Origin of the sequence: Streptomyces siamensis (assembly GCF_039543605.1) — a bacterium.
Taxonomy (GTDB): domain Bacteria; phylum Actinomycetota; class Actinomycetes; order Streptomycetales; family Streptomycetaceae; genus Streptomyces; species Streptomyces siamensis.
In genome coordinates, this window is the sequence record NZ_BAABKB010000041.1 from 132,013 (window position 1) to 157,767 (window position 25,755).

The 25,755-nt window shown below is 72.3% G+C and carries 19 protein-coding genes; 8 read left to right on the forward strand and 11 right to left on the reverse strand.

Features of this window, described 5'->3' with window-relative positions:
- The 4 genes from ABEB03_RS38415 to ABEB03_RS38430 form a co-directional block, all read right to left on the reverse strand.
- Window positions 1–6,093: SDR family NAD(P)-dependent oxidoreductase (locus ABEB03_RS38415; RefSeq protein ID WP_345657574.1), on the reverse strand; the 6,093-nt coding region annotated here is incomplete at its 3' end.
- A 217-nt stretch (window positions 6,094–6,310) separates the two neighbouring features.
- Window positions 6,311–8,035 (reverse strand): fatty acyl-AMP ligase, encoded by a 1,725-nt coding sequence (locus ABEB03_RS38420; protein WP_345657575.1) that lies wholly within the window; start codon window positions 8,033–8,035, stop codon window positions 6,311–6,313.
- A 594-nt stretch (window positions 8,036–8,629) separates the two neighbouring features.
- Window positions 8,630–10,075: a glyceraldehyde-3-phosphate dehydrogenase gene (locus ABEB03_RS38425; protein ID WP_345657576.1), complete on the reverse strand. Its 1,446-nt coding sequence runs from the start codon at window positions 10,073–10,075 to the stop codon at window positions 8,630–8,632.
- 500 nt (window positions 10,076–10,575) lie between these two features.
- Window positions 10,576–11,691 (reverse strand): GNAT family N-acetyltransferase, encoded by a 1,116-nt coding sequence (locus tag ABEB03_RS38430; protein ID WP_345657577.1) that lies wholly within the window; start codon window positions 11,689–11,691, stop codon window positions 10,576–10,578.
- 672 nt (window positions 11,692–12,363) lie between these two features.
- Here ABEB03_RS38430 and ABEB03_RS38435 point away from each other — a divergent pair.
- Entirely contained in the window at window positions 12,364–13,563 is a 1,200-nt protein-coding gene (locus ABEB03_RS38435) for an MFS transporter (RefSeq protein ID WP_345657578.1), read from the forward strand.
- A gap of 146 nt (window positions 13,564–13,709) precedes the next feature.
- On the forward strand, window positions 13,710–14,450 hold the full coding sequence (locus tag ABEB03_RS38440) for a maleylpyruvate isomerase family mycothiol-dependent enzyme (RefSeq protein ID WP_345657580.1): 741 nt from the start codon (window positions 13,710–13,712) through the stop codon (window positions 14,448–14,450).
- 52 nt (window positions 14,451–14,502) lie between these two features.
- Here ABEB03_RS38440 and ABEB03_RS38445 read toward each other — a convergent pair whose 3' ends face one another.
- Window positions 14,503–14,916 (reverse strand): MarR family winged helix-turn-helix transcriptional regulator, encoded by a 414-nt coding sequence (locus tag ABEB03_RS38445; RefSeq protein WP_345657581.1) that lies wholly within the window; start codon window positions 14,914–14,916, stop codon window positions 14,503–14,505.
- An 85-nt stretch (window positions 14,917–15,001) separates the two neighbouring features.
- Between ABEB03_RS38445 and ABEB03_RS38450 the strand changes: the two genes are divergently transcribed.
- Window positions 15,002–16,483 carry an MFS transporter gene (locus tag ABEB03_RS38450; protein ID WP_345657582.1) on the forward strand — a complete coding sequence of 494 codons (1,482 nt, stop codon included), beginning with the start codon at window positions 15,002–15,004 and terminating at the stop codon, window positions 16,481–16,483.
- 182 nt (window positions 16,484–16,665) lie between these two features.
- Complete coding sequence (locus tag ABEB03_RS38455) at window positions 16,666–16,911, forward strand: DUF6332 family protein (protein WP_345657607.1); 246 nt, start codon at window positions 16,666–16,668, stop codon at window positions 16,909–16,911.
- On the opposite strand, the gene ABEB03_RS38460 is transcribed toward ABEB03_RS38455, so the two are convergent.
- The 3 genes from ABEB03_RS38460 to ABEB03_RS38470 form a co-directional block, all read right to left on the reverse strand.
- Window positions 16,872–17,537, reverse strand: a complete 666-nt coding sequence (locus ABEB03_RS38460) for a response regulator transcription factor (RefSeq protein WP_345657583.1) — start codon at window positions 17,535–17,537, stop codon at window positions 16,872–16,874. The genes ABEB03_RS38455 and ABEB03_RS38460 overlap by 40 nt on opposite strands.
- On the reverse strand, window positions 17,534–18,778 hold the full coding sequence (locus tag ABEB03_RS38465) for a sensor histidine kinase (RefSeq protein ID WP_345657608.1): 1,245 nt from the start codon (window positions 18,776–18,778) through the stop codon (window positions 17,534–17,536). The genes ABEB03_RS38460 and ABEB03_RS38465 overlap by 4 nt, the downstream gene beginning before the upstream one ends.
- A 130-nt stretch (window positions 18,779–18,908) precedes the next feature.
- Window positions 18,909–19,622, reverse strand: a complete 714-nt coding sequence (locus tag ABEB03_RS38470) for a TetR/AcrR family transcriptional regulator (RefSeq protein WP_345657585.1) — start codon at window positions 19,620–19,622, stop codon at window positions 18,909–18,911.
- A gap of 249 nt (window positions 19,623–19,871) precedes the next feature.
- Between ABEB03_RS38470 and ABEB03_RS38475 the strand changes: the two genes are divergently transcribed.
- Window positions 19,872–20,321 (forward strand): nitroreductase family deazaflavin-dependent oxidoreductase, encoded by a 450-nt coding sequence (locus ABEB03_RS38475; RefSeq protein ID WP_028799650.1) that lies wholly within the window; start codon window positions 19,872–19,874, stop codon window positions 20,319–20,321.
- Window positions 20,322–20,587: 266 nt separating this feature from the next.
- Here ABEB03_RS38475 and ABEB03_RS38480 read toward each other — a convergent pair whose 3' ends face one another.
- Window positions 20,588–21,817, reverse strand: coding sequence for a geranylgeranyl reductase family protein (locus ABEB03_RS38480; protein WP_345657586.1), 1,230 nt, complete (start codon window positions 21,815–21,817; stop codon window positions 20,588–20,590).
- Window positions 21,818–22,000: 183 nt separating this feature from the next.
- On the opposite strand from ABEB03_RS38480, the gene ABEB03_RS38485 reads away from it, so the two are divergent.
- Window positions 22,001–23,356: a dipeptidase gene (locus ABEB03_RS38485; RefSeq protein ID WP_345657587.1), complete on the forward strand. Its 1,356-nt coding sequence runs from the start codon at window positions 22,001–22,003 to the stop codon at window positions 23,354–23,356.
- Between the two features lie 170 nt (window positions 23,357–23,526).
- On the opposite strand, the gene ABEB03_RS38490 is transcribed toward ABEB03_RS38485, so the two are convergent.
- On the reverse strand, window positions 23,527–24,570 hold the full coding sequence (locus ABEB03_RS38490; RefSeq protein WP_345657609.1) for an NUDIX hydrolase: 1,044 nt from the start codon (window positions 24,568–24,570) through the stop codon (window positions 23,527–23,529).
- 130 nt (window positions 24,571–24,700) lie between these two features.
- On the reverse strand, window positions 24,701–24,898 hold the full coding sequence (locus ABEB03_RS38495; RefSeq protein ID WP_345657588.1) for a hypothetical protein: 198 nt from the start codon (window positions 24,896–24,898) through the stop codon (window positions 24,701–24,703).
- Window positions 24,899–25,089: 191 nt separating this feature from the next.
- On the opposite strand from ABEB03_RS38495, the gene ABEB03_RS38500 reads away from it, so the two are divergent.
- Together ABEB03_RS38500 and ABEB03_RS38505 are read left to right on the forward strand one after the other, a co-directional pair.
- Window positions 25,090–25,290: a hypothetical protein gene (locus tag ABEB03_RS38500; RefSeq protein ID WP_095932575.1), complete on the forward strand. Its 201-nt coding sequence runs from the start codon at window positions 25,090–25,092 to the stop codon at window positions 25,288–25,290.
- Between the two features lie 115 nt (window positions 25,291–25,405).
- Window positions 25,406–25,606, forward strand: a complete 201-nt coding sequence (locus ABEB03_RS38505) for a hypothetical protein (RefSeq protein ID WP_345657589.1) — start codon at window positions 25,406–25,408, stop codon at window positions 25,604–25,606.
- Window positions 25,607–25,755: the final 149 nt, after the last annotated feature.

Consider the following 25,755-nt stretch of genomic DNA (forward strand, 5'->3'; position numbering starts at 1 on the left):
CCCGCGTCCGGCCCGCGGGCCGGACGCGGACGCCCGGGCCGCCGGCCCGCTGGCCGCGAGTGCGGTGGCCAGCAGGTGTGCGGCGAGCCTGGCCGCGGTGGGATGGTCGAACACCAGGGTCGCGGGGAGCCTGGCGCCGATGCGGGTGCTGATCCGATTGCGGAGTTCCACCGCCGTCACCGAGTCCATGCCGAGGTCACGCAGTGGCTGATCGGGACGGACGGACTCGGCCGAACGCAGGCCGAGGGCGCGGGAGGCCTCGTCGCGGACCAGGGCCAGGACGCGGGCGGCGCGTTCGGGCTCCGGCAGCCGGGCCAGGCGGTCGGCGAGCTCGCCGCCGCGGCCGGGGCGGGGCGCGGGCAGCAGCGAACGCCACAGGGCCGTCGTCGCGCTGCCCGCGGCGGCCGTGGTCTCCCGCAGCCGGGGCAGGTCCAGGGACCAGGCGACGAGGTGGGGCGCGCCCTGGGACAGGGCGAGTTCGACGAGTTCCCGGCCCGCGTCGGCGGTGAGGGCGCGGTGGCCGGTCCGGGCCATCCGTGCGAGGTCGGCGTGTTCTGCGGCGAGGCCTTCACCTGCCCAGGCCCCGAAGGAGACGGAGGTGCCGGGCAGGCCCAGGGCCCGCCGGTGGTGGGCGAGTTGGTCGAGGAAGACATTGGCCGCGGCGTAGTTGGCCTGGCCCGCGTTGCCGACGACTCCCGCGGCGGAGGAGATCAGCAGGAAGAGGGCGAGCGGCGCGTCGGCGGTGAGCCGGTGCAGATGGCCGGCGCCGTCGGCCTTGGGGCGCAGCACGTTCGCGAGGCGGTCGGGGGTGAGGTCGGCGACCACCCCGTCGTCGAGGACGCCCGCGCAGTGCACGACGCCGCGCAGCGGCGATTCGGCGCCGACGCGGCCCAGGACGTCGGCCACGGCCGCCGCGTCCGCGACGTCGCACGCGGCGACCTCGGCCTCGGCGCCGAGCGCGCGCAGTTCGGCGACGACGTCGGCCGCCCGCGGATCGTCCGGACCACGTCGTGAGGTCAACAGCAGCCGGGGGACGCCGCGTTCGGCGAGAAGGCGGGCGATGTGCCGGCCGACGGCGCCGAGGCCTCCGGTGATCAGAACCGTGCCGTCGGTGGGCACGGCTCCGGCCGCGCCACTCGCCTCGGGGCGGGTGGCACGGACCAGCCGAGGGGCGAGCAACGCGCCGTCGCGTACGGCGAGTTCGGGTTCGTCGGCCCGCGCCAGGGCGGCCGGCAGAGCCCTCGCGGGATCGGTGGCGTCGAGGTCGATCAGGGTCAGCCCCAGGTCGGGGCGCTCGGCGCGGGCGCTGCGTGCCAGGCCCCACAGCACCGACTGGGCCAGGCCCGGCACCTCGTCCCCGTCCCCGGCGGCGACCGCGCCCCGGGTCACCCACACGGTCCGGGCGGGTGCCCCGCTCCGCGGGAGCGCGATCAGGGCACGCAGCTCGGCCAGCGCCGACGCCGCCAACTCGTGTGCGGCGGCGGCCGGTTCCGTGCCGGCCGACGGACGCGGCCAGAGACGTACGACGGCGTCGGCGGCCTCCTCGCGCCCGCCGTTCCCCGCGGCCGCGAGCACCCCCCGGGCCGCCTCCACCTCGGGGTCGGACCGGTCGCCGACGACCGCCCACTCGTGGGCGGCTTCCGTGGCCGGCTCGTCGGGCACGGGCGTCCACGCCACTTCGTAGAGGTGGCGGGCGTTCGCGGAGCCCCGGGCGAGGTCCGCCGGATCGGCGACCCGCAGCCGTACGCCGTCCAGCCGGCCCGCCGGGAGGCCGTCGGCATCCCACAGCGTCACGTCCAGAGTGAGGTCCGTGCCGGGCTCCCCCGCCTCGGCACGTGTCCCGGTGACCTCCGACCGGCGCACGAGCGCCGTGAGGTCGTGCCCACCGCCGGGCGGCAGTGCGCAGCGGCCCACCGCGACCGGCAGCCGTACCCGGCCGTCCGTCGCGTCGAGCGCGGCTGCCACGTGCAACGCGGCGTCGAGCAGGGCCGGATGCACCGGGTACGGGTCGGCCGTGTCCCGGGCCACGGCCGGCAACGAGAGCCGGGCCAGCAGCTCGCCGTCACCCGTGGCGGCCGCCGAACGAACGCCTTGGAAGGCAGGACCGTAGACGAGACCCAGGGCGGCGAGCCGTTCGTAGGTCTGGGCGCTCCAGGACGGTTCCGCCGTCCGGGGCCATTGTGGCGCCGGGCCTGCCGAGTCCGGGGCGGGGGCCGCCGCGGAGGCGGTGGCGTGCAGGGTCCAGCTCGGGTCCGCCTGCCCCCGCGGGCGGCTGTGCACGGTGATCTCCGGTGCGGGTCCGGAGACGTCGACCTCGACGGACACCTCGACCGTGCCCGAGTCCGGCAGGACGAGGGGCGCGAGCAGCACCAGGTCGGTGACGTCGGCGGGGTCGTCCGGGCGGGCCGCGTCGAGCGCGGCGCGGCACAACTCCATCTGGGTGGTGCCGGACACCACGGTCCGGCCGAACACGGTGTGGTCGGGCAGCCAGTCGGCGGTGGCGCGGGACCACTCGTCGCGGAAGGTCCAGCGGGTCTCGTCGGCGGACCGTAGCTGGACGCCGAGCAGCGGATGCGCGGCACGGTCCAGGAGGCCCGGCGCCGCCCCGGCCGGTTCGGGCTCGATCCAGTGGCGCTGCGGGTCCCAGGCGTACGTCGGCAGGTCGGCCGGCTCCGTCGCGGCGATCAGCCGGCGCCAGTCGACCCGTCGTCCGTGGACGTGGAGTTCGGCCGCCGCCCGGTCGAGGCAGGCGGGTCCGTCCTCGTCGCGCCGCAGCGATCCGACGGCGAGCAGGTCGGCGTCGAACTCCTCGCCGACGGTGCGCACGGCCGTCAGCAGGGAGGGGTGGGGGCTGAGCTCGACGAAGTGACGGAACCCGTCGGCGACCATGCACTCCACGGTGGGTGCGAACCGGACGGGTTCACGCAGGTTGGTGTACCAGTAGTCGGCCGCGAGCTCCCCGGTGACCGGCTCGGCGGTGACCGTCGAGTACCAGGCGACGGAGGACGGGAAGGTGGTGACGCCGTCGAGTTCGTCGAGAACGGTGGCGCGGACGGACTCCACCTGGGCGCTGTGGGACGCGTAGTCGACGTCGAGACGGCGTACGAACACCTGCCGGCGGTCGAGGTCGGCGAGCAACGCCCGCAGGGGCTCCACGTCTCCCGCGACGACCGTCGAACGACCGCTGTTCACCGCCGCGACGGACACCCGGCCGCCGAACTCGGCGAGGTGGGACTCGACCTCGGTGTGCGGGAGCGCCACGACGGCCATCGCACCGGTGCCGGACAGCGCGGTCAGGGCCTGGCTGCGCAGGGCGACCACCGCCGCCGCGTCGTTGAGACCGAGCGCTCCGGCGACACAGGCCGCGGCGACCTCGCCCTGGCTGTGCCCGATCACGGCGTCGGGACGCACGCCCCGCGCCCGCCACACGGCGGCGAGGGACACCATCACGGCGAACAGGAGCGGCTGGACGACGTCCACACGGTCCGGCGACGGGGCGCCCTCGTCACCGCGCAGCACGGCCGTCACCGACCAGGAGGTGAAGGGACGCAGCGCGGCGTCGCAACGGTCGAGTTCGTCGGCGAACACGGGGGACGCGTCGAGGAGATCGCGGGCCATGCCGGCCCACTGGGCGCCCTGGCCGGGGAAGACGAAGGCCACCTTTCCCGACGGGGCCGCCTGCTGGGGTCCCACGGTCAGCGCCACGTCCGGCCGCCCGTCGGCCAGCCCCCGCAACGCGGCCAGCAGTTCGTCGCGATCACCGGCCCGGACGACGGCCCGGTGCTCGAAGTGCGTGCGGTGGTGAGCGAGCGTCCCCGCGACGGCGGGCAGCGGCAGACCCGGCTCCGCGCCGAGCGCATCGAGCAGCCGGCGCGCCTGCCCCTGGAGGGAGGGAGGGGTACGGGCGGAGAGCGGGAAGAGGATGCCGCGCGGCGCTGCAGGCTCGCCGTCCGACGGATCGCCCGGGACGGGTGCGGACTGCGGCTGCGGCTCCGACTCCGGGTCCAACTCCGACGCCGGATCCGGCTCCGGCTCGGGCTCCGGCTCCGGCTCCGGCTGTCCAGCGGACGCGTGCGGCACGGGCGCCGACGCCTCGCCCGGTCCGGCTTCGAACTGCGGCTCCGGCTGTCCGGCGGACTCGGCGTACGCGTGCGGCACCGGCGCCGACGCCTCGCCCGGCGCGACTTCGGACCGCGGCTCCGACTCCGGGTCCAACTCCGACGCCGGATCCGGCTCCGGCTCCGGCTCCGGCTGTCCGGCGGACTCGGCGTACGCGTGCGGCACCGGCGCCGACGCCTCACCCGGCGCGACTTCGGACCGCCGCTGCGGCTGAGCCCGCTCCTGCGCCTCAGGGGACTCGGCGGACGTCCGCGGCCCGCGGGGCGTCGAGGGTGCGCCGTCGGAGAGGGAGTCCTGCCCCGTGTCCCGCCGGACGGCACGCGGCGGCCCGGTGAGCGGGCGGGCGAGTTCCGCCGGTGCCTCCTCCAGCACCACGTGGGCGTTCGTACCGCTGATCCCGAACGCGCTCACCCCGGCCCGCCGTACGCGGTCGCCGCGTCGTGGCCAGGGCTCGGCGCTGCTCTGCACGCGCAGGCCACCGCCCGACCAGTCGACGTGCTCCGTCGGCCGGTCCGCGTGCAGGGACGCAGGGATCATTTCGTGGCCGAGCGCCAGTACGGTCTTGAGGACGCCGCCGATGCCCGCCGCGGCCTGCGTGTGACCGATGTTGGACTTCAGGGAACCTACGCCGAGCGGTCGGTCGGCGGTGCGCCCGGGGCCGAAGACGGCGGCCAGGGCCCGGCCTTCGATCGGGTCGCCGAGCCGCGTTCCGGTGCCGTGCGCCTCGACGTGGTCGAGGTCGTCGGGTCCGAGCCCGGCGGCGTCGAGCGCCGCGCGGAGCACTCGTTCCTGGGCAGGTCCGCTCGGAGCGCTCAGTCCCTGGCTGCGGCCGTCCTGGTTGATGGCCGAGCCCCTGACGACCGCGAGCACCCGGTCCCCGTCCCGGCGTGCGTCCGCGAGTCGCTTGAGCAGCACCAGACCGCAGCCCTCGGCCCACACCACTCCGTCCGCGTCGGCGGAGAACGGACTGCACCGCCCGGACGGCGACAGCGCGCGCAGCTTGCTGAACTCGACATGGCCGCGCGGGGTGACGAGCAGGGTGGCACCGCCCGCCAGCGCCATGTCGCACTCCCCCGCGGCCAGCGCCCGCGCGGCCAGGTGCAGGGCGACGAGGGAGGAGGAGCAGGCGGTGTCCAGGGTCACCGCCGGGCCCTGGAGGCCGAGGGTGTAGGCGATCCGTCCGGAGGCGACGCTGGACGCCGATCCCGTGCCGACGTGCCCGTCGAGCAGGCCCAGTTGGGCGGATGCCATGTATCCGCTGTCGTACAGGCCCACGTAGACACCGGTGGAGCTGCCGTTCAGGGTCCCGGGCACGATCCCGGCGCGCTCGACGGCCTCCCAGGCGGTCCGGAGCAGCAGCCGCTGCTGCGGGTCCATGGCCGCCGCCTCCCGCGGTGAGATCCCGAAGAAGGAGGCGTCGAAGCGGTCGATGTCCGCGAGGAAGCCACCACGCAGGGTGTACGCCCTGCCGACGGCCTCGGGGTCGGGGTCGAAGAGGTCCCGGGTGTCCCAACGGCCCGCCGGTACTTCGGTGATGGCGTCCTCGCCCGCGGCCAGCAGCCGCCACAGCGCCTCGGGGTCGTCGGCACCGCCCGGGAAGCGGCAGGCCATGGAGATGATCGCGACGTCGTCGTCGCCCCGCGTCCGCAGCCGGTCCGGTGCCGAGCCCTGCGGGACGACCGCGGCGCCCGGTGTCCCGTCGGCGAGAACCGCCTCGGCGAGTGCGGCGATGGTGGGGTGGTCGAAGGCGAGGGACGGTTCGGGGGTCCGGCCGGTCCGTGCGGAGAGCTCCGTCATCAGGGTCACCAACTGCCGTGACCCCAGTCCGAGTTCGGCGATCGGCCGGTCGGGGTCCACGGCCAGCGGGTCGAGCCCGGCCGTCCGGGCGACGGCCGAGGTGAGCCAGGCCCGTGCTTCCTCTGGGGTCGTGACGGGGGTCTCGGGTGACGGCTTCTCGGATTCGTGCGAAGGCATCTGAAGAGGTGTCCTCGTGAACTCGGGCTCAGCGTGATCCGGCACGACCCGTCAGGGTTCTGTGCGAGCAGGCTGGGTTCCGGACGATCAGGATGGGTTCCGTGCGGTCGGGCTGGTTCCGCACGATCGGCGCGGCGGGACGCCGGTGAGGGCGACAGGCCCCCACCGGCGGGCTTCTACGACCGAGGGCGCCGGGCGGCGCGTCGGGACCGCCACGTCATCCGAGGGCGGCGGCGTCGAGCACCGAGAGGGTTCCGGCGAGGTACGCCTCCCGGGAGGCGTGGCGCTGGATCTTGCCGCTGGACGTCTTGGGGATGGTGCCGGGGTGCACCAGCACGATGTCGCGGACCGGCAGCCCGTGGGCCCGGCCTATCGCGCTGCGGATCAGATCGGTGATCTTCTCGGACTCGCCTGCCGCCTCGGGCGACAACTCGGCCACGACGACGGGCTGTTCACCCGCGGTCCCGCCGTCCACGGAGAACGCCGCGGTGCACCCGGGACGCAGCGCCCAGTGGGACATCTCGGCGGAGAGCTCCAGGTCCTGCGGGTAGTGGTTGCGTCCGTCGATGACCATCAGGTCCTTCAGGCGACCGGTGACGAACAGTTCGCCGTCGCGCAGGAAGCCGAGGTCGCCGGTGCGCAGAAATCGGTCCGGGCGGTCCTTCAGTGTGGCGCGGAAGGTCTCGCGGGTGGCGAGGGCGTTGCGCCAGTAGCCCTTGGCGACGCTCGCGCCGGCGACCCAGATCTCGCCGACCTCTCCCTCGGGCAGTTCCTCCTGCCGCTCGGGGTCGGCGATCACCACGGTGGTGTCGGGGCCGGGCCGCCCGCAGCCCACCGCCGCCGCGTCCGCCTCTCCCTCGTGCGGTCCGCCGGCTGCCGCGTCGACCAGGACCGGAGGGGCCGCCACGGATCCGCCGGTGACCATCAAGGTCGTCTCGGCCAGTCCGTAGCACGGGTAGGAGGTCTCGCGGCGGAAGCCGGCCGGGCCGAAGGTGTCGGCGAACCGCCGCAGCGTGGCGGCCCGCACCGGTTCGGCGCCGTTGAACGCCACCTTCCACGAACTGAGTTCCAGACCGTCGAGGAGCTCGGGCGTGGCGTGCTTGAGGCACAGCTCGTACGCGAAGTTGGGGCCTCCGCTGGTGTGCGGGCGGTACCGGGTCACGGCGTCGAGCCAGCGTCCGGGCTGCTGCAGGAAGTGCAGCGGGGAGAACAGTGTCGCCGTGACGCCGAGGTAGACCGTGTTCAGGACCGGGCCGATCAGGCCCATGTCGTGGTACACGGGCAGCCAGCTGACGAACATCTCACCGCGGTGCTCGGCGATCGCGTCGGGGGTGTGTCCCATCCGCTCCGTGATGATCCGCTCGTTGTCCAGCAGGTTCCCGTGGGTGACCATCACTCCGCGCGGGGCGGACGTGGACCCGGAGGTGTACTGGAGGAAGGCGACCTGGTCGGCGGCGAGGTCGGGTTCGTGCCAGGCGTCGGCCGCCTCGTCGGGGATGTCCTCGGTGGCCACGCAGGTGATTCCGGCCAGTTCGGGCAAGTGCTCGGCCATGGCGTTCAGGGCCGCGAGCACCTCCCGTCCACCGAGGACGACCGTGGCGTCCGCGTCGGCGATCAGGCGTTTCGTCCGGATCAGCGCGCGGTGGTTCTGGGACCGCCCTTGCGGGGGCACACCGGGCACGGCGACGACTCCGGCCGACAGGCAGCCCAGGTAGCCGCAGATGAACTCGATGCCGGGCGGATAGAGGAGCACGGCGCGCGCACCGGCGAGGCCGCGGTCCTGGAGCCAGGCGGCGACGGCACGGGAACGACGGGCCAGCCTCGCGTACGTGATGTCCTGGACCTCCCCGTCACCGTCGCCCGTGACGAGGTAGCGGTAGGCGGTCGCTGCGGGCTGTTGCGAGGCGTGCGCGGTCAGTAAGTCGACCAGGGAACGGGCCATTTGACGAGTCTCACCTGTTCGGATCATGGGGCACGGAAAGCGAGGGCCGGGGAATGGGGACCGGGTGACGAGGTCTCGGGAAATGAGGTCCGTGAAGCAGAAGCATGAGAGAACTGGAGTTCGAAGGCATGCCGGAGGGACGCTTCGATGCGTCCGCGTGGTGACCGTGGCCGCCTGGCCCCCTTGCCAGAACGTCCGTCTCGGCCAACCCGCCCGAGGAGCAGCCGCGTTACGCGCGCAGGTGCCTCGCGACCCCCGTGCAGCTTGCTACCGACGAGTAGGACGATAGCAAGACTCGCCGCCCCGTCAGATGTAACCCCGGGTATTTAACGAGGAATTGGGCGATCTGACGCACAGTCAACGCATAGATGCGGCCAATACTGGCGCATCCTGACGCCCGCGCGAAGCGGCCCGGCCATCCTTCGGACCAGGTCTCCCCCGCACACGACGACGGGCGGGGCGGCCGGAGAGCGACCGGACTCAGAACGAGTCCGACCCTCTCTCCGGCCACCCCGCCCGTCGCGAGGACCCGGTGGACCTCCCTGTCTCCAGGGTTGTCCGGAACCTTCCGGGTGTCTGTCGGAGACCTGCGCGTCAGGCCACCGGGGCCGGGTAGGTCGGGTACTCCACCCCGGAGACGTGCTGGACGACGCGGATGACCTGGCAGGAGTAGCCGAACTCGTTGTCGTACCAGAGGTAGAGGATCGCGTTGTCACCGTCGACCTTGGTGGCTCCGGCGTCCACGATCGACGCGTGGCGCGAGCCGACGAAGTCCATGGAGACGGCGTCGGGGGCGGTGGTGAAGTCGATCTGCCGCTTCAGCGGTGAGTGCAGCGAGACGTTGCGGAGGTAGTCGAGGACCTCTTCGCGGCTGGTCTCGCGGCCGAGTCGCAGGCTCAGGATCGCGATCGAGACGTCCGGCACCGGGACACGGATCGAGCTGCCGGTGATCGGCGCCTTGAGGTCGGGCAGCGCCTTCGCCACGGCGGAGGCGGCACCGGTCTCGGTGATCACCATGTTGAGCGGCGCCGAGCGGCCGCGCCGGTCGGCCTTGTGGTAATTGTCCAGCAGGTTCTGGTCGTTGGTGAACGAGTGGACGGTCTCCACGTGGCCGCGCAGGACGCCGTACTCGTCGTCCATGGCCTTCAGCGGCGGGACGATGGCGTTGGTGGTGCAGGAGGCGCAGGACAGGATGCGCTCGTCCGGCTTCACCATGTCGTGGTTGACGCCGTGGACGATGTTCGGGACGTCGCCCTTGCCCGGAGCGGTCAGGACCACCTTGTCGATACCGGGGCGCAGGTGCTTGGAGAGACCCTCACGGTCGCGCCACTTGCCCGTGTTGTCGATGAGGATGGCGTCCTTGATCCCGTACGCCGTGTAGTCGACGTCCGACGGGTCGTTGGCGTAGATCACCCGGATCGCGTTGCCGTTGGCGACGATCGTGCTGTTCGCCTCGTCGACCGTGATCGTGCCGTTGAACTGCCCGTGGATCGAGTCGCGGCGCAGCAGCGAGGCGCGCTTGACGAGGTCCTGGTCACCGCCGCCACGGACGACGATGGCGCGCAGGCGCAGGCCGTTGCCGGAACCGGCCTTCTCGATCAGCAGACGGGCGACGAGGCGGCCGATGCGACCGAAGCCGTAGAGCACGACGTCACGACCGGTGGAGCGGTCGAGCTTGTTCTCGCCGATGGCACCGGCCACGGCCTCGGCGGTGAAGTCGGCCACCGACAGACCGCGGTCGTCGGCCTTGTACGTCGCGGCGAGCATGCCGATGTCGATCTGGGAGGGTCCGAGATCGAGCGTGGTGAGAGCTTGCAGGAAAGGCAGGGTTTCGGTGACCGAGAGTTCCTCACCGGCAATCTGCCGTGCGAATCGGTGGGTCTTCAGGATGCTGACCACCGACTTGTTCACCAACGACCGGCTGTGCAGCAGGACCGTGACGTCACGCTCCCGGTGCAGCTTCCCGATCATCGGGATCATCGACTCCGCGATCTCCTCGCGGTTCTTCCAGTTGGTGAACGAGTCGTCATTGACAGTCACAGGTTTATCTTTCGAGCTAGGCGGTGCTCATATGCTAACCCGACCCTCTTTTGGCCCCGCGGGCAGGATCACTTGAGGCATCACCACGATGCACCATTCGCGCATATCCACACATACCGGACCGCCAGGCCGTCGCAAGCGTGTGACCCACGACACCGCCGTCGTCGCGAGCCGTCCGGGATCAGGAGGTGGCTCAGGACAGGGAGTTGGGCCGGCGCGGCCTGCCCACCTGCCGTGGGCGCCCCCGCTCTCGCCAGGCGCTCGTGGCAGCGACGCGGCCGGTGCACGGACAACTCGGCCCCGCGCCCCGACAGGGACACAGACCTCGCATTCGGCGCACGGCCCCACAGTCCGCGCGCGACCCCCTCCGCAGGACCGCGGACGACGCGACCGGCGCACGCACTCCGGGCCCGCCCGCGAACCCATCGGCACACCCGCAAAGACGCGGCCGGCACCGGCAGTCGCCCCGCACGCAGGCCCCTCGCAGAGAGGCGGCCCGCTCAGCGCGACCGCGCCCCCGTCCCGCCGGATCCCTGCCGACGTGACGTACGCATCGAGCCGGCCGTCTTCAGCAGACGGTCGGCCCTCTCCCTGAGCGCGGGATGCGCCAGGACCGTGTTGCGCAGACCGCGCACCGGTCTGCGCCACATTCTGTGCGCCGCCGCCACCGGATGAGGACGGGCCGCAAAGCCTTCGCCCACACGCAGTTCGCGGGTCTTGAGCCAGTCCTTGTACTCCTTGTCACCGCGCCCCAGGTCCATGATCCGCACTCCGTCGCGGCCGGCCGCCTCCGCGGTCCGCAGATGCATGATCAACCCGGGTGAGTAGTAGTGGAAGTCGGGGTCGTACGCGGTGAACCACGCCGCGAGCACGGTCCGCGACCTCGGTCCGAAGTGAGCGGCCACCGGCCGGTCCCCCGCGTACAGCACGGACAGCACGCCGGTGAAATGCTCTTCGCGGACGTCGAACAGGTGGTCCACCAGGTCGACGATCCACGGTCGCGCGAACCGGTCCATCCGCCCCGTCCTGCGGTACTGCGCGGACTTCCACTCCATGAGCCGGCGCAGCATCCGCGGGTCGCGCTCGTCGAAGACGAACCGCAGTTCGCCGGCGTCACGCCCGATCCGGCGCTCCTTCTTCAGCGTCGTCTTGGCCAGCCCCGGGTAGGTGGCGCGCAGCCAGCGCGCGTAGTCGCCGTCGCTGCGCTCCAGGTCGATCACCGGCGAGGCGAAGGTCCCCGTGACATGCCTGGCGAAAGGCTTCTGCTCCTCGACGAGATGATCGAATTCGAGGATGGACAGACCGCAGGCCCGCAGCAGTTCCTGAGCGTTCCAGGTGACACCGGGGCGGTGCACGAGGGCCTGGCAGTCGGAGAGCCCAAGACCGACGGCCCGGCCGACGCCGAAGGCATTGCGCTCGTACGGGAGGAAGCCCACGGCCTCCCCGTCCTCCCGCAGGACCGCCACCCGTGCCCCCGAGCGGTGCCTGCCGACCCCGATCGCGAACTCCGGCGCCAGGAACGGGTTGGCGTACACGGGCGACTCGTCCATGGCCTGATGCCACGCCTTGGACAGCGAGGCACCGAGTTCGTCGAGTCCGTGGATCGTTATGTCCACCTCAGATCAACCGCCCTTCCAGAGGCTCCGCGAGGGACGTACCGGTCGCGGCGCAGGCCGGTGAGGCGTGTGGATCACTGTTCATGGAACGCATGGACGACCGCTCTCCCCCCATGACGCGCTGTCCGCGTGCTGCCATTCCTTGGTATCTGCCGATCCCCGCCGTGTACACGCCCCCCACTCGACCGGCGGCCGAGACCTGAACGGTTCGGCAGGGCTCAAACGTCGCGAAACAGTACGCACGCTGTCAAGGGCACCTACCGCAACGGAAGTCGGCGGATCCGGCGGACCGGTCCGCTCAGGGCCGTCCGACCCGCACATCCCGCGTTTTCGCACCTTCCGAGGACCCCGGAAGCCATCCCACACGTCCCGCTCGCCACCCTGGCCGCGCCCCGCCACCGGAGGCCCACCCGCCACACCGGTTCGACGCCTCCGCAGCCGGACACCGTCGGCCGGACACGGGCGGGGCACTCCCACCCGTCCGTCCGCGCGACGAGGCGACCGGAGCCGCGCGATGGAGTTACAGAAGCAGGGCGCGACGAAGCCACAGAAGGAGAAGGGGCCGCGACACACGACCGACCGAGCGTCCGCCCGACCGACCGCCCGACCACCTCGGATCGTTCAGCCGTCAACTCTCTTGCCTCCCCCGGCCCACCCGCCTAGCCTGAATTTGTGCCGCTAATAAACAAACCCCTCACCTCTCACATCACGCCAGGTCACGACCTCACCCGGCTCCGTATCGCCCTCACCACCTTCTTCGCCCTGGACGGCTTCGTCTTCGCCGGATGGGTCGTCCGCATCCCCGCCGTCAAGGAACAGACCGGTGCCTCGGCGAGCACCCTCGGCCTCGCCCTGCTCGGTGTCTCCGCGGGTGCCGTGATCACGATGATGCTCACCGGACGGCTGTGCCGCCGTTTCGGCAGCCATCCGATGACCGTGGCGTGCGGAGTCCTGTTGTCGCTCAGCGTCACACTGCCTCCGCTGACGCATTCCGCGGGCACGCTGACCGCCGTACTGCTGGTCTTCGGTGCCGCCTACGGCGGGATCAACGTCGCCATGAACAGTGCGGCCGTCGACCTCGTGGCCGCTCTGCGCCGCCCGGTGATGCCGAGCTTCCACGCGGCGTTCAGCCTCGGCGGCATGATCGGGGCGGGACTCGGCGGTCTGGTCGCCGGCCAGTTGTCCGCCACTCGCCATCTGCTCGGCCTCAGTCTGATCGGCCTGCTCGTCACGGCTCTCGCCGGACGGACCCTGCTCCGCCAGGAGGTGCCGACGCCACCCGATCGCGAGGACCACGACACAGACGCGGGTGGAACCATGGACGGCCGCGTCCGCCTCCTGGTGATCGTCTTCGGACTGATCGCCCTGTGCACCGCGTACGGAGAAGGCGCCCTCGCGGACTGGGGCGCGCTGCACCTGGAACAGGACCTGGACGCGCACCCGGGCGTCGCGGCGGCCGGCTACTCCTGCTTCGCGCTCGCCATGACGATCGGGCGGCTGAGCGGCACGACCCTCCTGGAACGCCTGGGGCGGACCCGCACGCTCGTCGCCGGCGGCACCACGGCGGCGCTCGGCATGCTGCTGGGTTCGCTCGCCCCCTCGGTCTGGGCGGCCCTCCTCGGCTTCGCCGTCACCGGGCTCGGGCTCGCCAACATCTTCCCGGTCGCCGTGGAACGTGCGGGGGCGCTCGCCGGACCGAGCGGCGTCGCCGTCGCGTCCACGCTCGGCTACGGCGGCATGCTTCTCGGACCGCCCGCGATCGGGTTCATGGCCGACTGGTACTCGCTGTCCACCGCCCTGACGAGTGTGGCGGCGCTGGCTGCCGTGGCCGCCGTCATCGGGTTCGCGACCCGGCGGGCGGCAGTGGGCTGACGCGGGCACCACACGGACGCCCGGCGAGGGCGGCACCGACACCGATGCCGACGCCGACGCCGACGCCATGCGAACGCCCGGTGCGCACCGGGCCGTACCACCGTGCCGCCTGTCTTCGGCCGCGACCCATCGGGCAGACTCGCCGCATGGAGATTCCGGAGCTCGTGGAGACCCTGGACCGTGAGGGCCGGCTGCTGGCCGCCGCCGCGGAGGAAGCGGACACCGACGCCAAGGTCGCGACCTGCCCCGGCTGGCAGGTACGGGACCTGGTGCGGCACACGGGCATGGTGCACCGGTGGGCGACCTCGTTCGTCGCCGAGGGTCACGCCTCGTACCACCCCGACGGCGGCCTGCCGGATCTCGACGGCGACGAACTCCTGAGCTGGTTCAGGGAGGGACACCGACGGCTCGTCGACACCTTGGCGGGCGCCACGCCGGACGTACAGTGCTGGAGTTTCCTGCCCGCCCCTTCGCCGCTCGCCTTCTGGGCGCGGCGACAGGCCCACGAGACGACGGTGCACCGGGTCGACGCCGAGTCGGCACTCGGCCCGCAACGGAGCGCCGTCGCGGCACAGTTCGCTGTGGACGGTATCGACGAGCTGCTGCGCGGCTTCCACGGCCGGACGCGGAGCAAGGTGCGGACACAGGAGCCGCGCGTCCTGCGGGTGCGGGCGACGGACGTCCCGGACACGGTCTGGACCCTACGGCTCTCGCAGGAGCCGCCGGTCTGCGAGCGGGAGGAGCGAGGCACGGCGGACTGTGAGCTGACCGGCCCCGTCGACGAGCTCTACCTGTCCCTGTGGAACCGCCTGCCGTTCCCGGGCCTGACGGGCGACGCCTCGACGGCCGAGGTGTGGCGGGAGAAATCCGGGATCACCTGGAGCTGAAGGTCGGCCGGACCCGGGACGGCTGCACCACGGCCCCGGGCGCCGGGTCCGGTCACTCGCAGCCGGAGGGTGCGCCACCGGCCAGCATCCGGGTCAGCACCGCGCGCTGCACGGGAAGCACCTCACCGTGCAGGGCGCGCCCCTTCGGCGTCAGGCACACACGGACGCCCCTGCGGTCCTCCGGGCACATCCCCCGCGTGACGAGACCGTCCTTCTCCAGGCGGCCGATGAGCCGGGACAGAGCGCTCTGGCTCAGGTGGACGCGCTCGGAGATCTCCTGGACGCGGTAGGAGGCGCCGCCGTCGGAAGCCGTGCCCTCGGCGAGGACGTCCAGCACCTCGAAGTCGCTGGCGCCCAGGCCGTGTTGATGCAACTCGCGGTCCAGTTCGCACAGCGTGCGGGCATGCACCGCGAGGATGTCGCGCCACTGATCGACGAGCCCTCGCTCGGCCTTCTTCGCCGCCATGGCCGCACCGTAGCAAAGAATCCGCTTTGTTGCATCGGAATTAAATGCATTTGCATTCAATGCATGTGCATGTAGTCTCGACCGCATGACCTCTCCGCTCACCCACTCCGCGTCACAGGGGCGCTGGACCCCTCGGCTGTGGGGCACCCTGCTGGTGCTCTGCGCCGCGATGTTCCTGGACGCGCTGGACGTGTCGATGGTCGGCGTCGCCCTGCCGTCCATCGGCTCCGAACTCGACCTCTCCACCTCGACGCTCCAATGGATCGTCAGCGGCTACATCCTGGGATACGGCGGACTGCTCCTCCTCGGCGGACGCACCGCCGACCTGCTGGGCCGGCGCCAGGTCTTCCTGGTCGCTCTCGCGGTCTTCGCGCTCGCCTCCCTGCTCGGCGGCCTCGTCGACTCGGGCCCGCTGCTCATCGCCAGCCGCTTCATCAAGGGCCTCAGCGCGGCGTTCACCGCGCCGGCCGGCCTGTCGATCATCACCACGACATTCGCCGAGGGCCCGCTCCGCAACCGCGCGCTCTCCATCTACACCACCTGCGCGGCCACCGGTTTCTCCATGGGCCTCGTCCTGTCCGGCCTGCTCACCGAGGCGAGCTGGCGGCTGACCATGCTGCTGCCCGCGCCCATCGCCGTCATCGCCCTGCTCGCCGGACTGAAGCTCATCCCGCGCAGCGAGCGCGAGAAGGACCACCGCGGGTACGACATACCCGGCGCCATCATCGGCACCGGCGCGATGCTGCTGCTCGTCTTCACCGTGGTCCAGGCCCCCGAAGCGGGCTGGGGCTCGGCCCGCACCCTGCTCTCCTTCGCCGCGGTCGCCGTCCTGCTCACCGTCTTCGTGGCCGTCGAGCGACGCAGCCCGAGCCCGCTGATCCGGCTCGCCGTGCTGCGCTCGGGCAGCCAGATCCGGGCCCAGCTCGGCGCGATGGCCTTCTTCGGCTCGTACGTCGGATTCCAGTTCCTGGTGACGCTGTACATGCAGTCGCTGCTGGGCTGGTCCGCCCTGCACACGGCACTCGCATTCCTGCCCGCCGGCGCGCTGGTGGCGCTGTCCTCCACGAAGGTGGGCGCCGTCGTCGACCGGTTCGGCACACCACGGCTCATCGCGACGGGCTTCGCCCTGATGGTCGCCGGCTACGCGCTCTTCCTGCGCGTCGACCTCGACCCCGCGTACGCGGCGGCCATCCTGCCGACCATGCTGCTGATCGGCGCGGCCTGCGCGCTGGTCTTCCCCTCGCTCAACATCCAGGCCACCAACGGTGTCGAGGACCACGAGCAGGGCATGGTCTCGGGTCTGCTCAACACCTCGGTGCAGGTCGGCGGCGCGATCTTCCTGGCCGTCGTCACCGCGGTCGTGACCGCGAACTCGTCCGAGGGCGCCTCGCCCCAGGCCGTCCTCGACAGCTACCGGCCCGGCCTGATCGTGGTGACGGGCATCGCGGTGGCGGGCCTGCTGATCACCCTGCCGGGACTGCGGACACGGCGCACCGGACACTCGGTCCTGGTCGCCAAGTCCCCTGAGAGGGAGGCGGAGAAGGAGCCGGTGGCGCTCCGCGACTAGGGGGACGCCTCCCCAGGGTGTGCGTCCGGCGGGGCCCCTTGCCCCGCCGGACGCACACCTGTTTCACTCGCCGGATGGAGAACCACGGGGGATCACCTGGACGTTCACGCGGCCCCGGCACGGAAGACACGCACACCGACGGCTCCACGTCCGGGCGGCGCACCCAGGCCCAGCGGGACGCGATGACCGTGGAGATCGGATACGCGCTGCTCAGCGCGGCGTTCGTGGCGGCCGTCGCCTTCGGGACGGTGGCCGGCCCCGCGCTCTTCCTCGACCTGTCGGACACCACCGTGCGGGCACTCGTCATGACGGGCGTCGGCACGGCCGTCCTCGTCTTCGCCGTACGGGTGGTCACCGTGCTGGTCCGCTTCGGACACGAGGCCGACGCTCAGCCCAGCCAGCCCGGCCGCACCAGCCCCGACTCGTAGGCGAGAACGACCAGTTGGGCCCGGTCCCGGGCCCCCAGCTTCACCATCGTGCGACTCACGTGGGTCTTCGCCGTGAGCGGGCTGACCACCAGACGGCGGGCGATCTCGTCGTTCGAGAGGCCGATGCCGACCAGGGCCATCACCTCCCTCTCCCGCTCGGTGAGTTCGGCCAGGGACTCCGCGGCCGCCGGCTCCTTGGAACGAGCCGCGAACTCGGAGATCAGCCGCCGCGTCACCCCCGGTGACAGCAGGGCGTCGCCTTCCACCACCGCCCGTACGGCGCGCAGGAGTTCCTCCGGCTCGGTGTCCTTGACGAGGAAGCCGGAAGCCCCCGAGCGGATCGCCTCGAAGACGTACTCGTCCAGCTCGAACGTGGTGAGCATGACCACCTTGACGTCCTTCAGATCCGCGTCGTCGGTGACACCGCGCGTCGCGGCGAGGCCGTCCAGCAGCGGCATCCGGATGTCCATCAGGACGACGTCCGGCCGCAGTTCGCGCACCTTGCGCAGCGCCTCCGCGCCGTCGGCCGCCTCACCGGCCACCTCGATGTCCGGCTGCGCGTCGAGCAACGCCTTGAACCCCGCCCGCACCAGTGACTGGTCGTCGGCGAGCAGTACGCGGATCACCGGGCCTCCTCGACCTTCGACGGCAGTACGGCCAGCACGCGGAAGCCCCCGTCGCCACGCGGGCCCGCCTCGATCGTGCCACCCAGGGCAGCGGCCCGCTCCCGCATTCCGGCCAGACCGTTACCGCTTCCGCCCGCGTCGGCGCCGGTGGCCGGTCCGTCGTCGTCGATCCGCAGACGCAGCGCGCTCTCCCCATGATCGAGCCGCACCCGCGCACGCCGCGAGCCCGAATGCCGTACGACGTTGGTGAGCGCCTCCTGGACGATGCGGAACGCCGCCAGGTCGATCCCGGGCGGCAGCTTCGGCACCCCGTCCGCGCCCTCGACCTCCACCGTGAGGCCCGCGCCCGCCGCCTGCTCGACCAGTTCGGGGAGGCGGTCGAGTCCCGGTGCCGGGGCACGCGGCGCCTCCCCCGGCGCGCGCAGTGTGTCGAGCACCTGCCGGACCTCGCCGAGCGCCTCCTTGCTGGCGGCCTTGATGGTCGTCAGCGCCGTACGCGCCTGCTCCGGGTCGGAGTCGAGCAGCGCGAGGCCGACGCCCGCCTGGACGTTGATCACCGAGATGCTGTGCGCCAGCACGTCGTGGAGCTCACGCGCGATGCGCAGCCGCTCCTCGTCGGCACGCCGCCGCGCGGCCTGCGCACGTTCGGCCCGGTCACGGGCCCACTGCTCGCGGCGCACCCGGACCAGTTCCGACAGCGCGACGATCGCCACGATCCAGGTGGCGGTCACGATCTCCTGTCCCCAGGACGCCGGCCCGTCACCGGCGGGCGGCAGCCACCGGTACAGCCAGTGCCCCACCAGTACGTGCCCGGCCCAGAGCATGCCGACCGCCGTCCAGGCGGCCCGGCGGTGTCCGCTGACGACCGCGCTGAAGCAGCCCAGCGCGACGGTGAGGAAGACGGGCCCGTACGGATATCCGGCGCCGAGATACACCAGCGCCGCGCCCGCCGTACCGAACGCGACGAGCACCGGCCACCGCTGCCGCCACAGCAGCAGCGCACAGGCCACGAGCAACAGCGCCCGCCCGAAGAGGTCGAGTTGGACGCGATCGCCGGTCTGGGAGTGAGCCGCGACGTTCGAGCCGATGAGGACGAAGACCGTCAGCGCGAGCGTGGACCGCCAGGGCAGGCGGGCGGCACGCTCCGGGTCGCCCCAGCGGCTCCAGCCGGGCGGCCCGTGCCGCCACCACAGGTGCGGCCCTCCCCACGCCGGGAACCTGGGGGTGCGCTGCTCTTCCATGACGGTCACGCTAGACCTCCCCGGAAGGCGACCGCGTCCGCCGGGCGAGGTGATCGGACGTACTCCCCGGGGAGTACCGGGGCGCACTGCGGACCGGGGGCCGACCAGCCCGCCCGACCAGCCCGCCCAACTACTCCACGGGACCCTCCGCCCGCGGGAACACCAGGCCGACTTCGTGGGCCAGTCGCCCCGCCGCGTGCCGGAAGAACGCCTCCCGGTCCTCGACGACCCGGTGGAACTGCCCGAAAAGCTCGAACCCGATCAGCCCGTACAGCTGCGCCCACGCGGCCACGAGCGCCGTCACCGCCTCGGGCGGCAGGTCCGGCGCGAGCTCGGCGGCCATGCGCCGCGCCTCCGGCTTCAGCTCGGCGGGCAGCGGCGTGCGGGCCACCCCCGTGTCCTGGTACGCGTCCCTGACGATGGAGATCAGGAGCAGCCCCACCCGGGCAGCGGCCGGGATGGTCGTCTCCGGCGCGGTGTAACCGGGCACCGGCGAGCCGTAGATCAGCGTGTACTCCTGCGGATGCTCCAGCGCCCAGCGGCGCACCGCCGTGCAGACGGTGATCCAGCGCTCCCGGGGGTCCGCCCCGGCCACTTCGGCGTGCGCCGCCTCCGCGGTCTCGCCGAGCGAGTCGTACGCGTCGATGATCAGTGCGGTCAGCAGGTCGTCACGGCTGGGGAAGTACCGGTACAGCGCGGACGAGACCATGCCCAGTTCGCGGGCCACGGCCCGCAGCGAGAGCTTGGCGGCACCGTCCGCGGCGAGCTGTCTGCGCGCCTCGTCCTTGATGGCCGCGGTGACCTCGATCCTGGCGCGAGCTCGCGCCCCTCGTGCCGTACTCATGCCTGCGCCCCTCGTGCGGTACTCATGCCGGGCAGTCTGGCACGTTCGCAGAGCACTGCCCACAAAGGAGAGCACCGATCCGAAACCTGAGCGCCGCTTCCGAGCCAGATCGGCGCCCCGGTTGAAGAACAGCGCTCTGAAAAGAGAGCACCGCTCTTGCATTGGCGCACCGATCTGGAGCAGACTTCTCTTGAGCGAGAGCAGTGCTCACAAAAGAGAGCGTCGCTCTCTCGATCGATGGGGGTCATCATGTCCACTCACGTCCAGAAGCCCGGCTGGTTCACCGTGAACGTCTTCAACCGCGCGGTCGCCTGGATCACGCGTCGCGGGCTCAGCGTCTGGGGCTCCCGCGTGCTGGCCGTGCGTGGCCGCAAGAGCGGCGAGTGGCGGACGACCCCGGTCAATCTGCTCGTCGTGGACGGGCAGCAGTACCTGGTGGCCCCGCGCGGTCATGTCCAGTGGACGCACAACATGCGGGCGGCGGGCGGCGGCGAGCTGCGACTCGGCAAGAACGTGGACGTGTTCACGGCGACCGAGGTCGCCGACGCGGACAAGGTCCCGCTGCTGCGTGCCTACCTCAAGCGCTGGAAGGCGGAGGTCGGCGTCTTCTTCAACGGTGTCGGCCCCGACTCGTCCAACGAGGAACTGCTGCGCATCGCCCCGGACCACCCGGTCTTCCGCGTCACGGTCACCGGCTGACTCCGGGTACGCGGCGGCCCGGCCGCGGGCAGACAGCGGCTCACCACGGACTCGGCTGTGGGACGTCGGCCGGCATCGGGCACTGAGCAGTCGGCCGGCCCCCGGCACTGAGCGTCGGCCGCGCTCGACCTTCGAGAGGCCCACGCGCCCCGGCGTCCAGGGCGGACCGACCCCCGTACCGGCCCCGGCCCTCGTGCCGAGCTCCGCCGACGCCCCGAACCCACCGATCGCCGGCGAGGGCGCTCAGCCCGGTCCACGCCCGGCGCTCAGCCCTCGACCGCGCCGGCCGCTCCGCGGTCGAACGCGGTCAGTGCCCGCCCGGCCATCGGATGGGTGCGCACCAGCTCGCCGAGCGAGGTCGACCCGCGGGTGATCCCGGTGAAGGCCCTCCACGCGGGCCGGACGGTCGTGAGCGCCGCGTGGAACAGACCGGGGCGGCGTTCGAAGGCGCTGAGCATGCGCTTGCCGACGCTCATCTCGACGCCGAGGCCCGCCTTGACGGCGAAGGCGTAGTTGAGTGCCTGGCGCCGCGCGTCCACCGCGTCGTGCGCCTCGGCGATCCGTACCGCCCACTCCCCCGCGAGCCGCCCGGAGCGCAGCGCGAAGGAGATGCCCTCACGCGTCCACGGTTCGAGCAGCCCGGCCGCGTCCCCGCACACCAGGACCCTGCCGCGCGACAGCGGGGAGTCGTCGGCGCGGCAGCGGGTGAGGTGGCCCGAGGAGATCGCCGGTTCGAAGCCGGCGAGGCCGAGGCGGGCGATGAAGTCCTCCAAGTAGCGCTTGGTGGCGGCGCCTTCGCCGCGCGCGGAGATCACGCCGACGGTGAGCGTGTCCCCCTTGGGGAACACCCATCCGTAACTGCCGGGCATGGGACCCCAGTCGATGAGGACCCGGCCCTGCCAGTCCTCGGCGACGGTCTCCGGGACCGGGATCTCCGCCTCCAGGCCGAGGTCGACCTGGTCGAGCTTCACGCCGACATGGGCTCCTATGCGGCTGGCGCTGCCGTCGGCGCCGACGACCGCCCGCGCCAGTACCGTCTCGCCGCCCTGGAGCACGACGGCGACGGTGCGCCGGTCGGGGACGGCCGAGCCGTGCTGCTCGACACGGGAGACCGTGACGCCGGTGCGCAGCTCGGCGCCCGCCTTCTGGGCGTGCTCGACGAGCTGCTGGTCGAACTCCGGCCGGTTGATCAGCCCGAACAGCATCTGCTTGGAGCGCCGGGTGCGGGTGAACCTGCCGTCGAGCGAGAACGTGACCGCGTGCACCCGGTCCCGGAACGGCAACTCGAAGCCGGGCGGCAGCGCGTCGCGCGACGGGCCGATGATGCCGCCGCCGCACGTCTTGTAGCGGGGCAGCTCCGCTTTCTCCAGCAGCAGGACACTGCGTCCCGCGACCGCTGCCGCGTAGGCGGCCGATGCCCCTGCGGGGCCCGCGCCGACCACGACGACGTCCCACACCCGCTGCCCGTCGTCCGCCGAAGTGTTCTCGCTGCTCACGATGGTCTACTGCTCCCAGTCCAGCCGTCTGCCGCACCTGTCTCCCGCATCCTACGGCGGGCATCGCCGCAGGCCACTGTGGGAGGATCGGCTGCGTATGTGCCCTGCACACCAGTAGGCGCGTACGCACCATCCGATCACCTGTACACAGAAGTCAACGTCGCACCCACAAGGAGCGTGCCCATGTCGTCGAATCCGGTCGCCGAGACCGTCGCCTCGCTCATGCCTCGTGCGAAGGCGGAGCTCGCCGAGCTGGTGTCCTTCAAGTCGGTGGCGGACTTCGACCAATATCCCAAGAGCGAGAGCGAGGGCGCGGCGAACTGGATAGTCGACGCGCTGCGCGCCGAGGGCTTCCAGGACCTGGCGCTGCTCGACACCCCCGACGGCACGCAGTCGGTGTACGGCTTCCTGCCCGGACCGGAGGGTGCGAAGACGGTCCTGCTGTACGCGCACTACGACGTGCAGCCGCCGCTGGACGAAGCGGCCTGGGTGACGCCGCCGTTCGAACTGACGGAGCGCGACGGCCGCTGGTACGGGCGCGGCAGCGCCGACTGCAAGGGCGGCGTCATCATGCACCTGCTCGCCCTGCGGGCGCTGAAGGCCAACGGCGGCGTCCCGGTGCACGTCAAGGTGATCGTCGAGGGTTCGGAGGAGCAGGGCACCGGCGGCCTCGAGCGGTACGCCGAGGAGCACCCGGAGTTGCTGACGGCCGACACCATCGTCATCGGCGACGCCGGCAACTTCCGCGCCGGGCTGCCGACGGTGACCGCGACGCTGCGCGGCATGACCCTCGTACGCGTTCAGGTGGACACCCTCGAAGGGAACCTGCACTCGGGGCAGTTCGGCGGGGCGGCGCCCGACGCGCTGGCGGCTCTGATCCGCGTCCTGGACTCCCTGCGGGCCGAGGACGGTTCGACGACGGTCGACGGTCTCGCGGGCGACGCGGCCTGGGACGGGCTGCAGTACGACGAGGAGTCGTTCCGCAAGGACGCCAAGGTGCTCGACGGGGTGGAACTCATCGGCTCCGGGACGATCGCCGACCGCATCTGGGCGCGTCCGGCCGTGACCGTCCTCGGCATCGACTGCCCGCCGGTGGTCGGCGCGACGGCCTCCGTGCAGGCGGGCGCCCGCGCGCTGGTGAGCCTGCGGGTGCCGCCGGGCGCGGACGCCGCCGAGGCGACCAAGCTGCTCCAGGCCCACCTGGAGACGCGTACGCCGTGGGGCGCGCGGGTGAGCACCGAGCAGATCGGCCAGGGGCAGCCGTTCCGCGCCGACACGTCGAGCCCGGCGTACGCGGCGATGACCGAGGCCATGTCGGTCGCGTACGCGGGCCAGGAGATGCAGTACGCCGGTCTGGGCGGCTCCATCCCGCTGTGCAACACCCTCGCCTCGCTGTACCCGCAGGCGGAGATCCTGCTCATCGGCCTGAGCGAGCCGGAGGCGCAGATCCACGCGGTGAACGAGGGCGTCTCACCGGACGAGCTGGAGCGTCTGTCGGTCGCCGAGGCGCTGTTCCTCCGGAACTACGCGGCGAGCTGACCGCTCTTCCGGCGGGGCGCCGGGCAGTCCCTCCGGCCGGGCGCCGGGCAGCGGTCGGGGTCGACCGCTGCCCGGCGTCCGACGTCCGATGCTCGGCGTCAGGCGTCTGACGCGCGGCGCCCGTCACCCGACCGGAGAAGACCGCGCACGAGCCGACCGACTGCACCCCGTCACCCCACGGGGACCCCTGACTCCAGGTAGAGCGCCGCGCCCCGCTCGCGCGCCCGCAGGGCCCAGCGCAGCCGTTCGTAGCGCACGGGCGGCAGGAGGTCGGCCGCCTCCTCCTCGGTGGCGAAGCGCCAGTCGCGGAGTTCGGGTCCGGGGAGCAGCAGTCGGCGGGTGGCCGCCACGTCGAGGCGGCCACCGTCGAACAGCAGCCGCAGGCCGCCGTAGCCCGGGGGCCTGGGCGACTCCCAGTCGACGACCAGGAGCCGGGGCACGTCCTCGAGCGTGAGACCGGTCTCCTCGGCGACCTCGCGCATGCCGGCGCGGGCGGGGGCCTCGCCCGGCTCGACGACGCCGCCGGGGAATTCCCAGCCGGGCTTGTACGTCGGGTCGACGAGGAGCACCCGGTCCTGCTCGTCGAAGAGGAGCACTCCGGCGGCGACGGTCTCCGCGGTGGGCTCGGGGGTCTGCACGATGTCGCAGACGGGTACCTCCCCGGTCCGCACGGCCTCGGCGATGCGGACCGCCGCGTCGTAGGGGGTGAGGGCGCTGGTGTCCACGGGATGGGCGTCCGCGGTGAGCCAGGAGCCGAGCGCGGCACGGTAGGGCTCGATGTGGTCGTAGGACCACTGGCGCACCCTGATCTCGCCGTCGGGCAGTTCCGGCGGCACCTCACGGTCGGCTATTCGCTCGCGCAGGATCGTTTCCGCCGGGGCGAGGAGCACATGCCGTACGGAGACACGGCGCGCGGCCAGGCCTCCGAAGATCTCGTCGCGGTATTCCTGGCGGAGCAGGGTCATCGGGACCACGAGGACACCACCGAGCTCGGCGAGCATCGCCGCCGCGGTGTCGACCACCAGACGTCGCCAGATCGGCAGGTCCTGGAAGTCGCCGACCTCGGCGAGGTGCTTGGCCGGCAACAGGTGCGTGAGTGCGCCGCCGATGACCTCGGGGTCGAAGAGCGTGCTGTTCGGGATCAGCTCGATCAGTTCCCGTGCGGTGGTGGTCTTCCCCGCACCGAACGCACCGTTGATCCAGACGATCACGATTCCCCCTCTTCTGTTGGCCCCCTGTGGCTTGCCCGCTCCACCCTGCCACGGAAACCAGCCCCTGATGAGGGCGCCCACAGCACGGCGCCGGTGCCCCGTCCCCGGGCACCGGCGCCATGGAGGGAACCCTTCAGCCGTTCTCCCCGCCCAGCGCGTCCTGGTCGACGGCCAGACTGTCGCTGCTGATCGTGTGATCGACGGCGCTGAGGGAGTCACCGACGTTCAGATCACCCAGCGCGTCCCCGTCCAGGGCGTGGGACGGAGTGATCGCCGCGACGACGAACCCGGTGGCGAGTGAGGCGATGGCCAGCATGCTGCGCTTCTTCATGCCCGGTTCAACTGGCAAACCGCCGAAGGGTCACGCGCGCCGTCCGAGATGCCGGGCATTTCCCATCGGCACCCCCGGCACCCCCGGCACCCGCAACCGGAGGCGGCCGAGCAGTAGGCCGTACGGCCGAACTCGGCTGTCGGCCCTGGTGAAGGCGTTCTAGCGTGGTCTCCCCGACTGAAGGAGTGAGGATGCCGGAGAGGGCGAAGCTGGACCGGCTGGGCAAAGAGGCTCGGGCCGTGAAGTTCCCCGACGGCAGCAAGGGGGTCATCCTGGTCGAGGCGGGGACACCGCAGGACGAGGCGGACGAGATCGCTGCCCGGCTGTGGGCGGAGTCGCCGGAGGCGGGCGTACCGGGTGACCTGGGCGGGTCGCTGCTGGACGGCATGTGATCCCGACGGGTGCGTGAGCGTCGTCCGGGGCCGAAAGGCACCGGACGCGGCGTCGGCATTGCTCCGTTCGGGCGCGGCCGGGTTACGGACCGGGCGGTGGATCGTTTCTCCAGATATGAGCAGAAGTCGCAGGTTGCGGGATCTGGCAGGGCCGGCGGCGTTCGAGCAGTTGCAGGCGCAGCTGGCCCGTTCGGCCGCGTGCGTGACCAAGGGACAGAAGTCCGCGCGGCGCAGAGCGGTCGAGGGCGCGATCCCCTCGCCGGAGGCGGAGTCGGACGACGACGGCGGCGAGGCGGCGGCCCTCGGTACGGGCTGAGACCGCACGGCCGGGCGCACTCGTGCGTGGAAGGGGTGCGTGCTCTCGGCGCGCGCCGCGGGTGTGCCTGCGCGCAGGATGCTCCCTGCCGCTGCCGAGCGGCTCCAGAGGATCACCGGCATGGCGCTGCGACCTTCCCCTCACGGACT

What these genes read in the sequence shown, in the direction of transcription:
- ABEB03_RS38455 (WP_345657607.1), top strand. Translation starts at nt 16,666, where the DNA reads ATGACCGTGGAGATCGGATACGCGCTGCTCAGCGCGGCGTTCGTGGCG.
- ABEB03_RS38485 (WP_345657587.1), top strand. Translation starts at nt 22,001, where the DNA reads ATGTCGTCGAATCCGGTCGCCGAGACCGTCGCCTCGCTCATGCCTCGT.
- ABEB03_RS38475 (WP_028799650.1), top strand. Translation starts at nt 19,872, where the DNA reads ATGTCCACTCACGTCCAGAAGCCCGGCTGGTTCACCGTGAACGTCTTC.
- ABEB03_RS38505 (WP_345657589.1), top strand. Translation starts at nt 25,406, where the DNA reads ATGAGCAGAAGTCGCAGGTTGCGGGATCTGGCAGGGCCGGCGGCGTTC.
- ABEB03_RS38440 (WP_345657580.1), top strand. Translation starts at nt 13,710, where the DNA reads ATGGAGATTCCGGAGCTCGTGGAGACCCTGGACCGTGAGGGCCGGCTG.
- ABEB03_RS38470 (WP_345657585.1), bottom strand. Translation starts at nt 19,622, where the DNA reads ATGAGTACGGCACGAGGGGCGCGAGCTCGCGCCAGGATCGAGGTCACC.
- ABEB03_RS38465 (WP_345657608.1), bottom strand. Translation starts at nt 18,778, where the DNA reads ATGGAAGAGCAGCGCACCCCCAGGTTCCCGGCGTGGGGAGGGCCGCAC.
- ABEB03_RS38495 (WP_345657588.1), bottom strand. Translation starts at nt 24,898, where the DNA reads ATGAAGAAGCGCAGCATGCTGGCCATCGCCTCACTCGCCACCGGGTTC.
- ABEB03_RS38500 (WP_095932575.1), top strand. Translation starts at nt 25,090, where the DNA reads ATGCCGGAGAGGGCGAAGCTGGACCGGCTGGGCAAAGAGGCTCGGGCC.
- ABEB03_RS38445 (WP_345657581.1), bottom strand. Translation starts at nt 14,916, where the DNA reads ATGGCGGCGAAGAAGGCCGAGCGAGGGCTCGTCGATCAGTGGCGCGAC.
- ABEB03_RS38450 (WP_345657582.1), top strand. Translation starts at nt 15,002, where the DNA reads ATGACCTCTCCGCTCACCCACTCCGCGTCACAGGGGCGCTGGACCCCT.
- ABEB03_RS38420 (WP_345657575.1), bottom strand. Translation starts at nt 8,035, where the DNA reads ATGGCCCGTTCCCTGGTCGACTTACTGACCGCGCACGCCTCGCAACAG.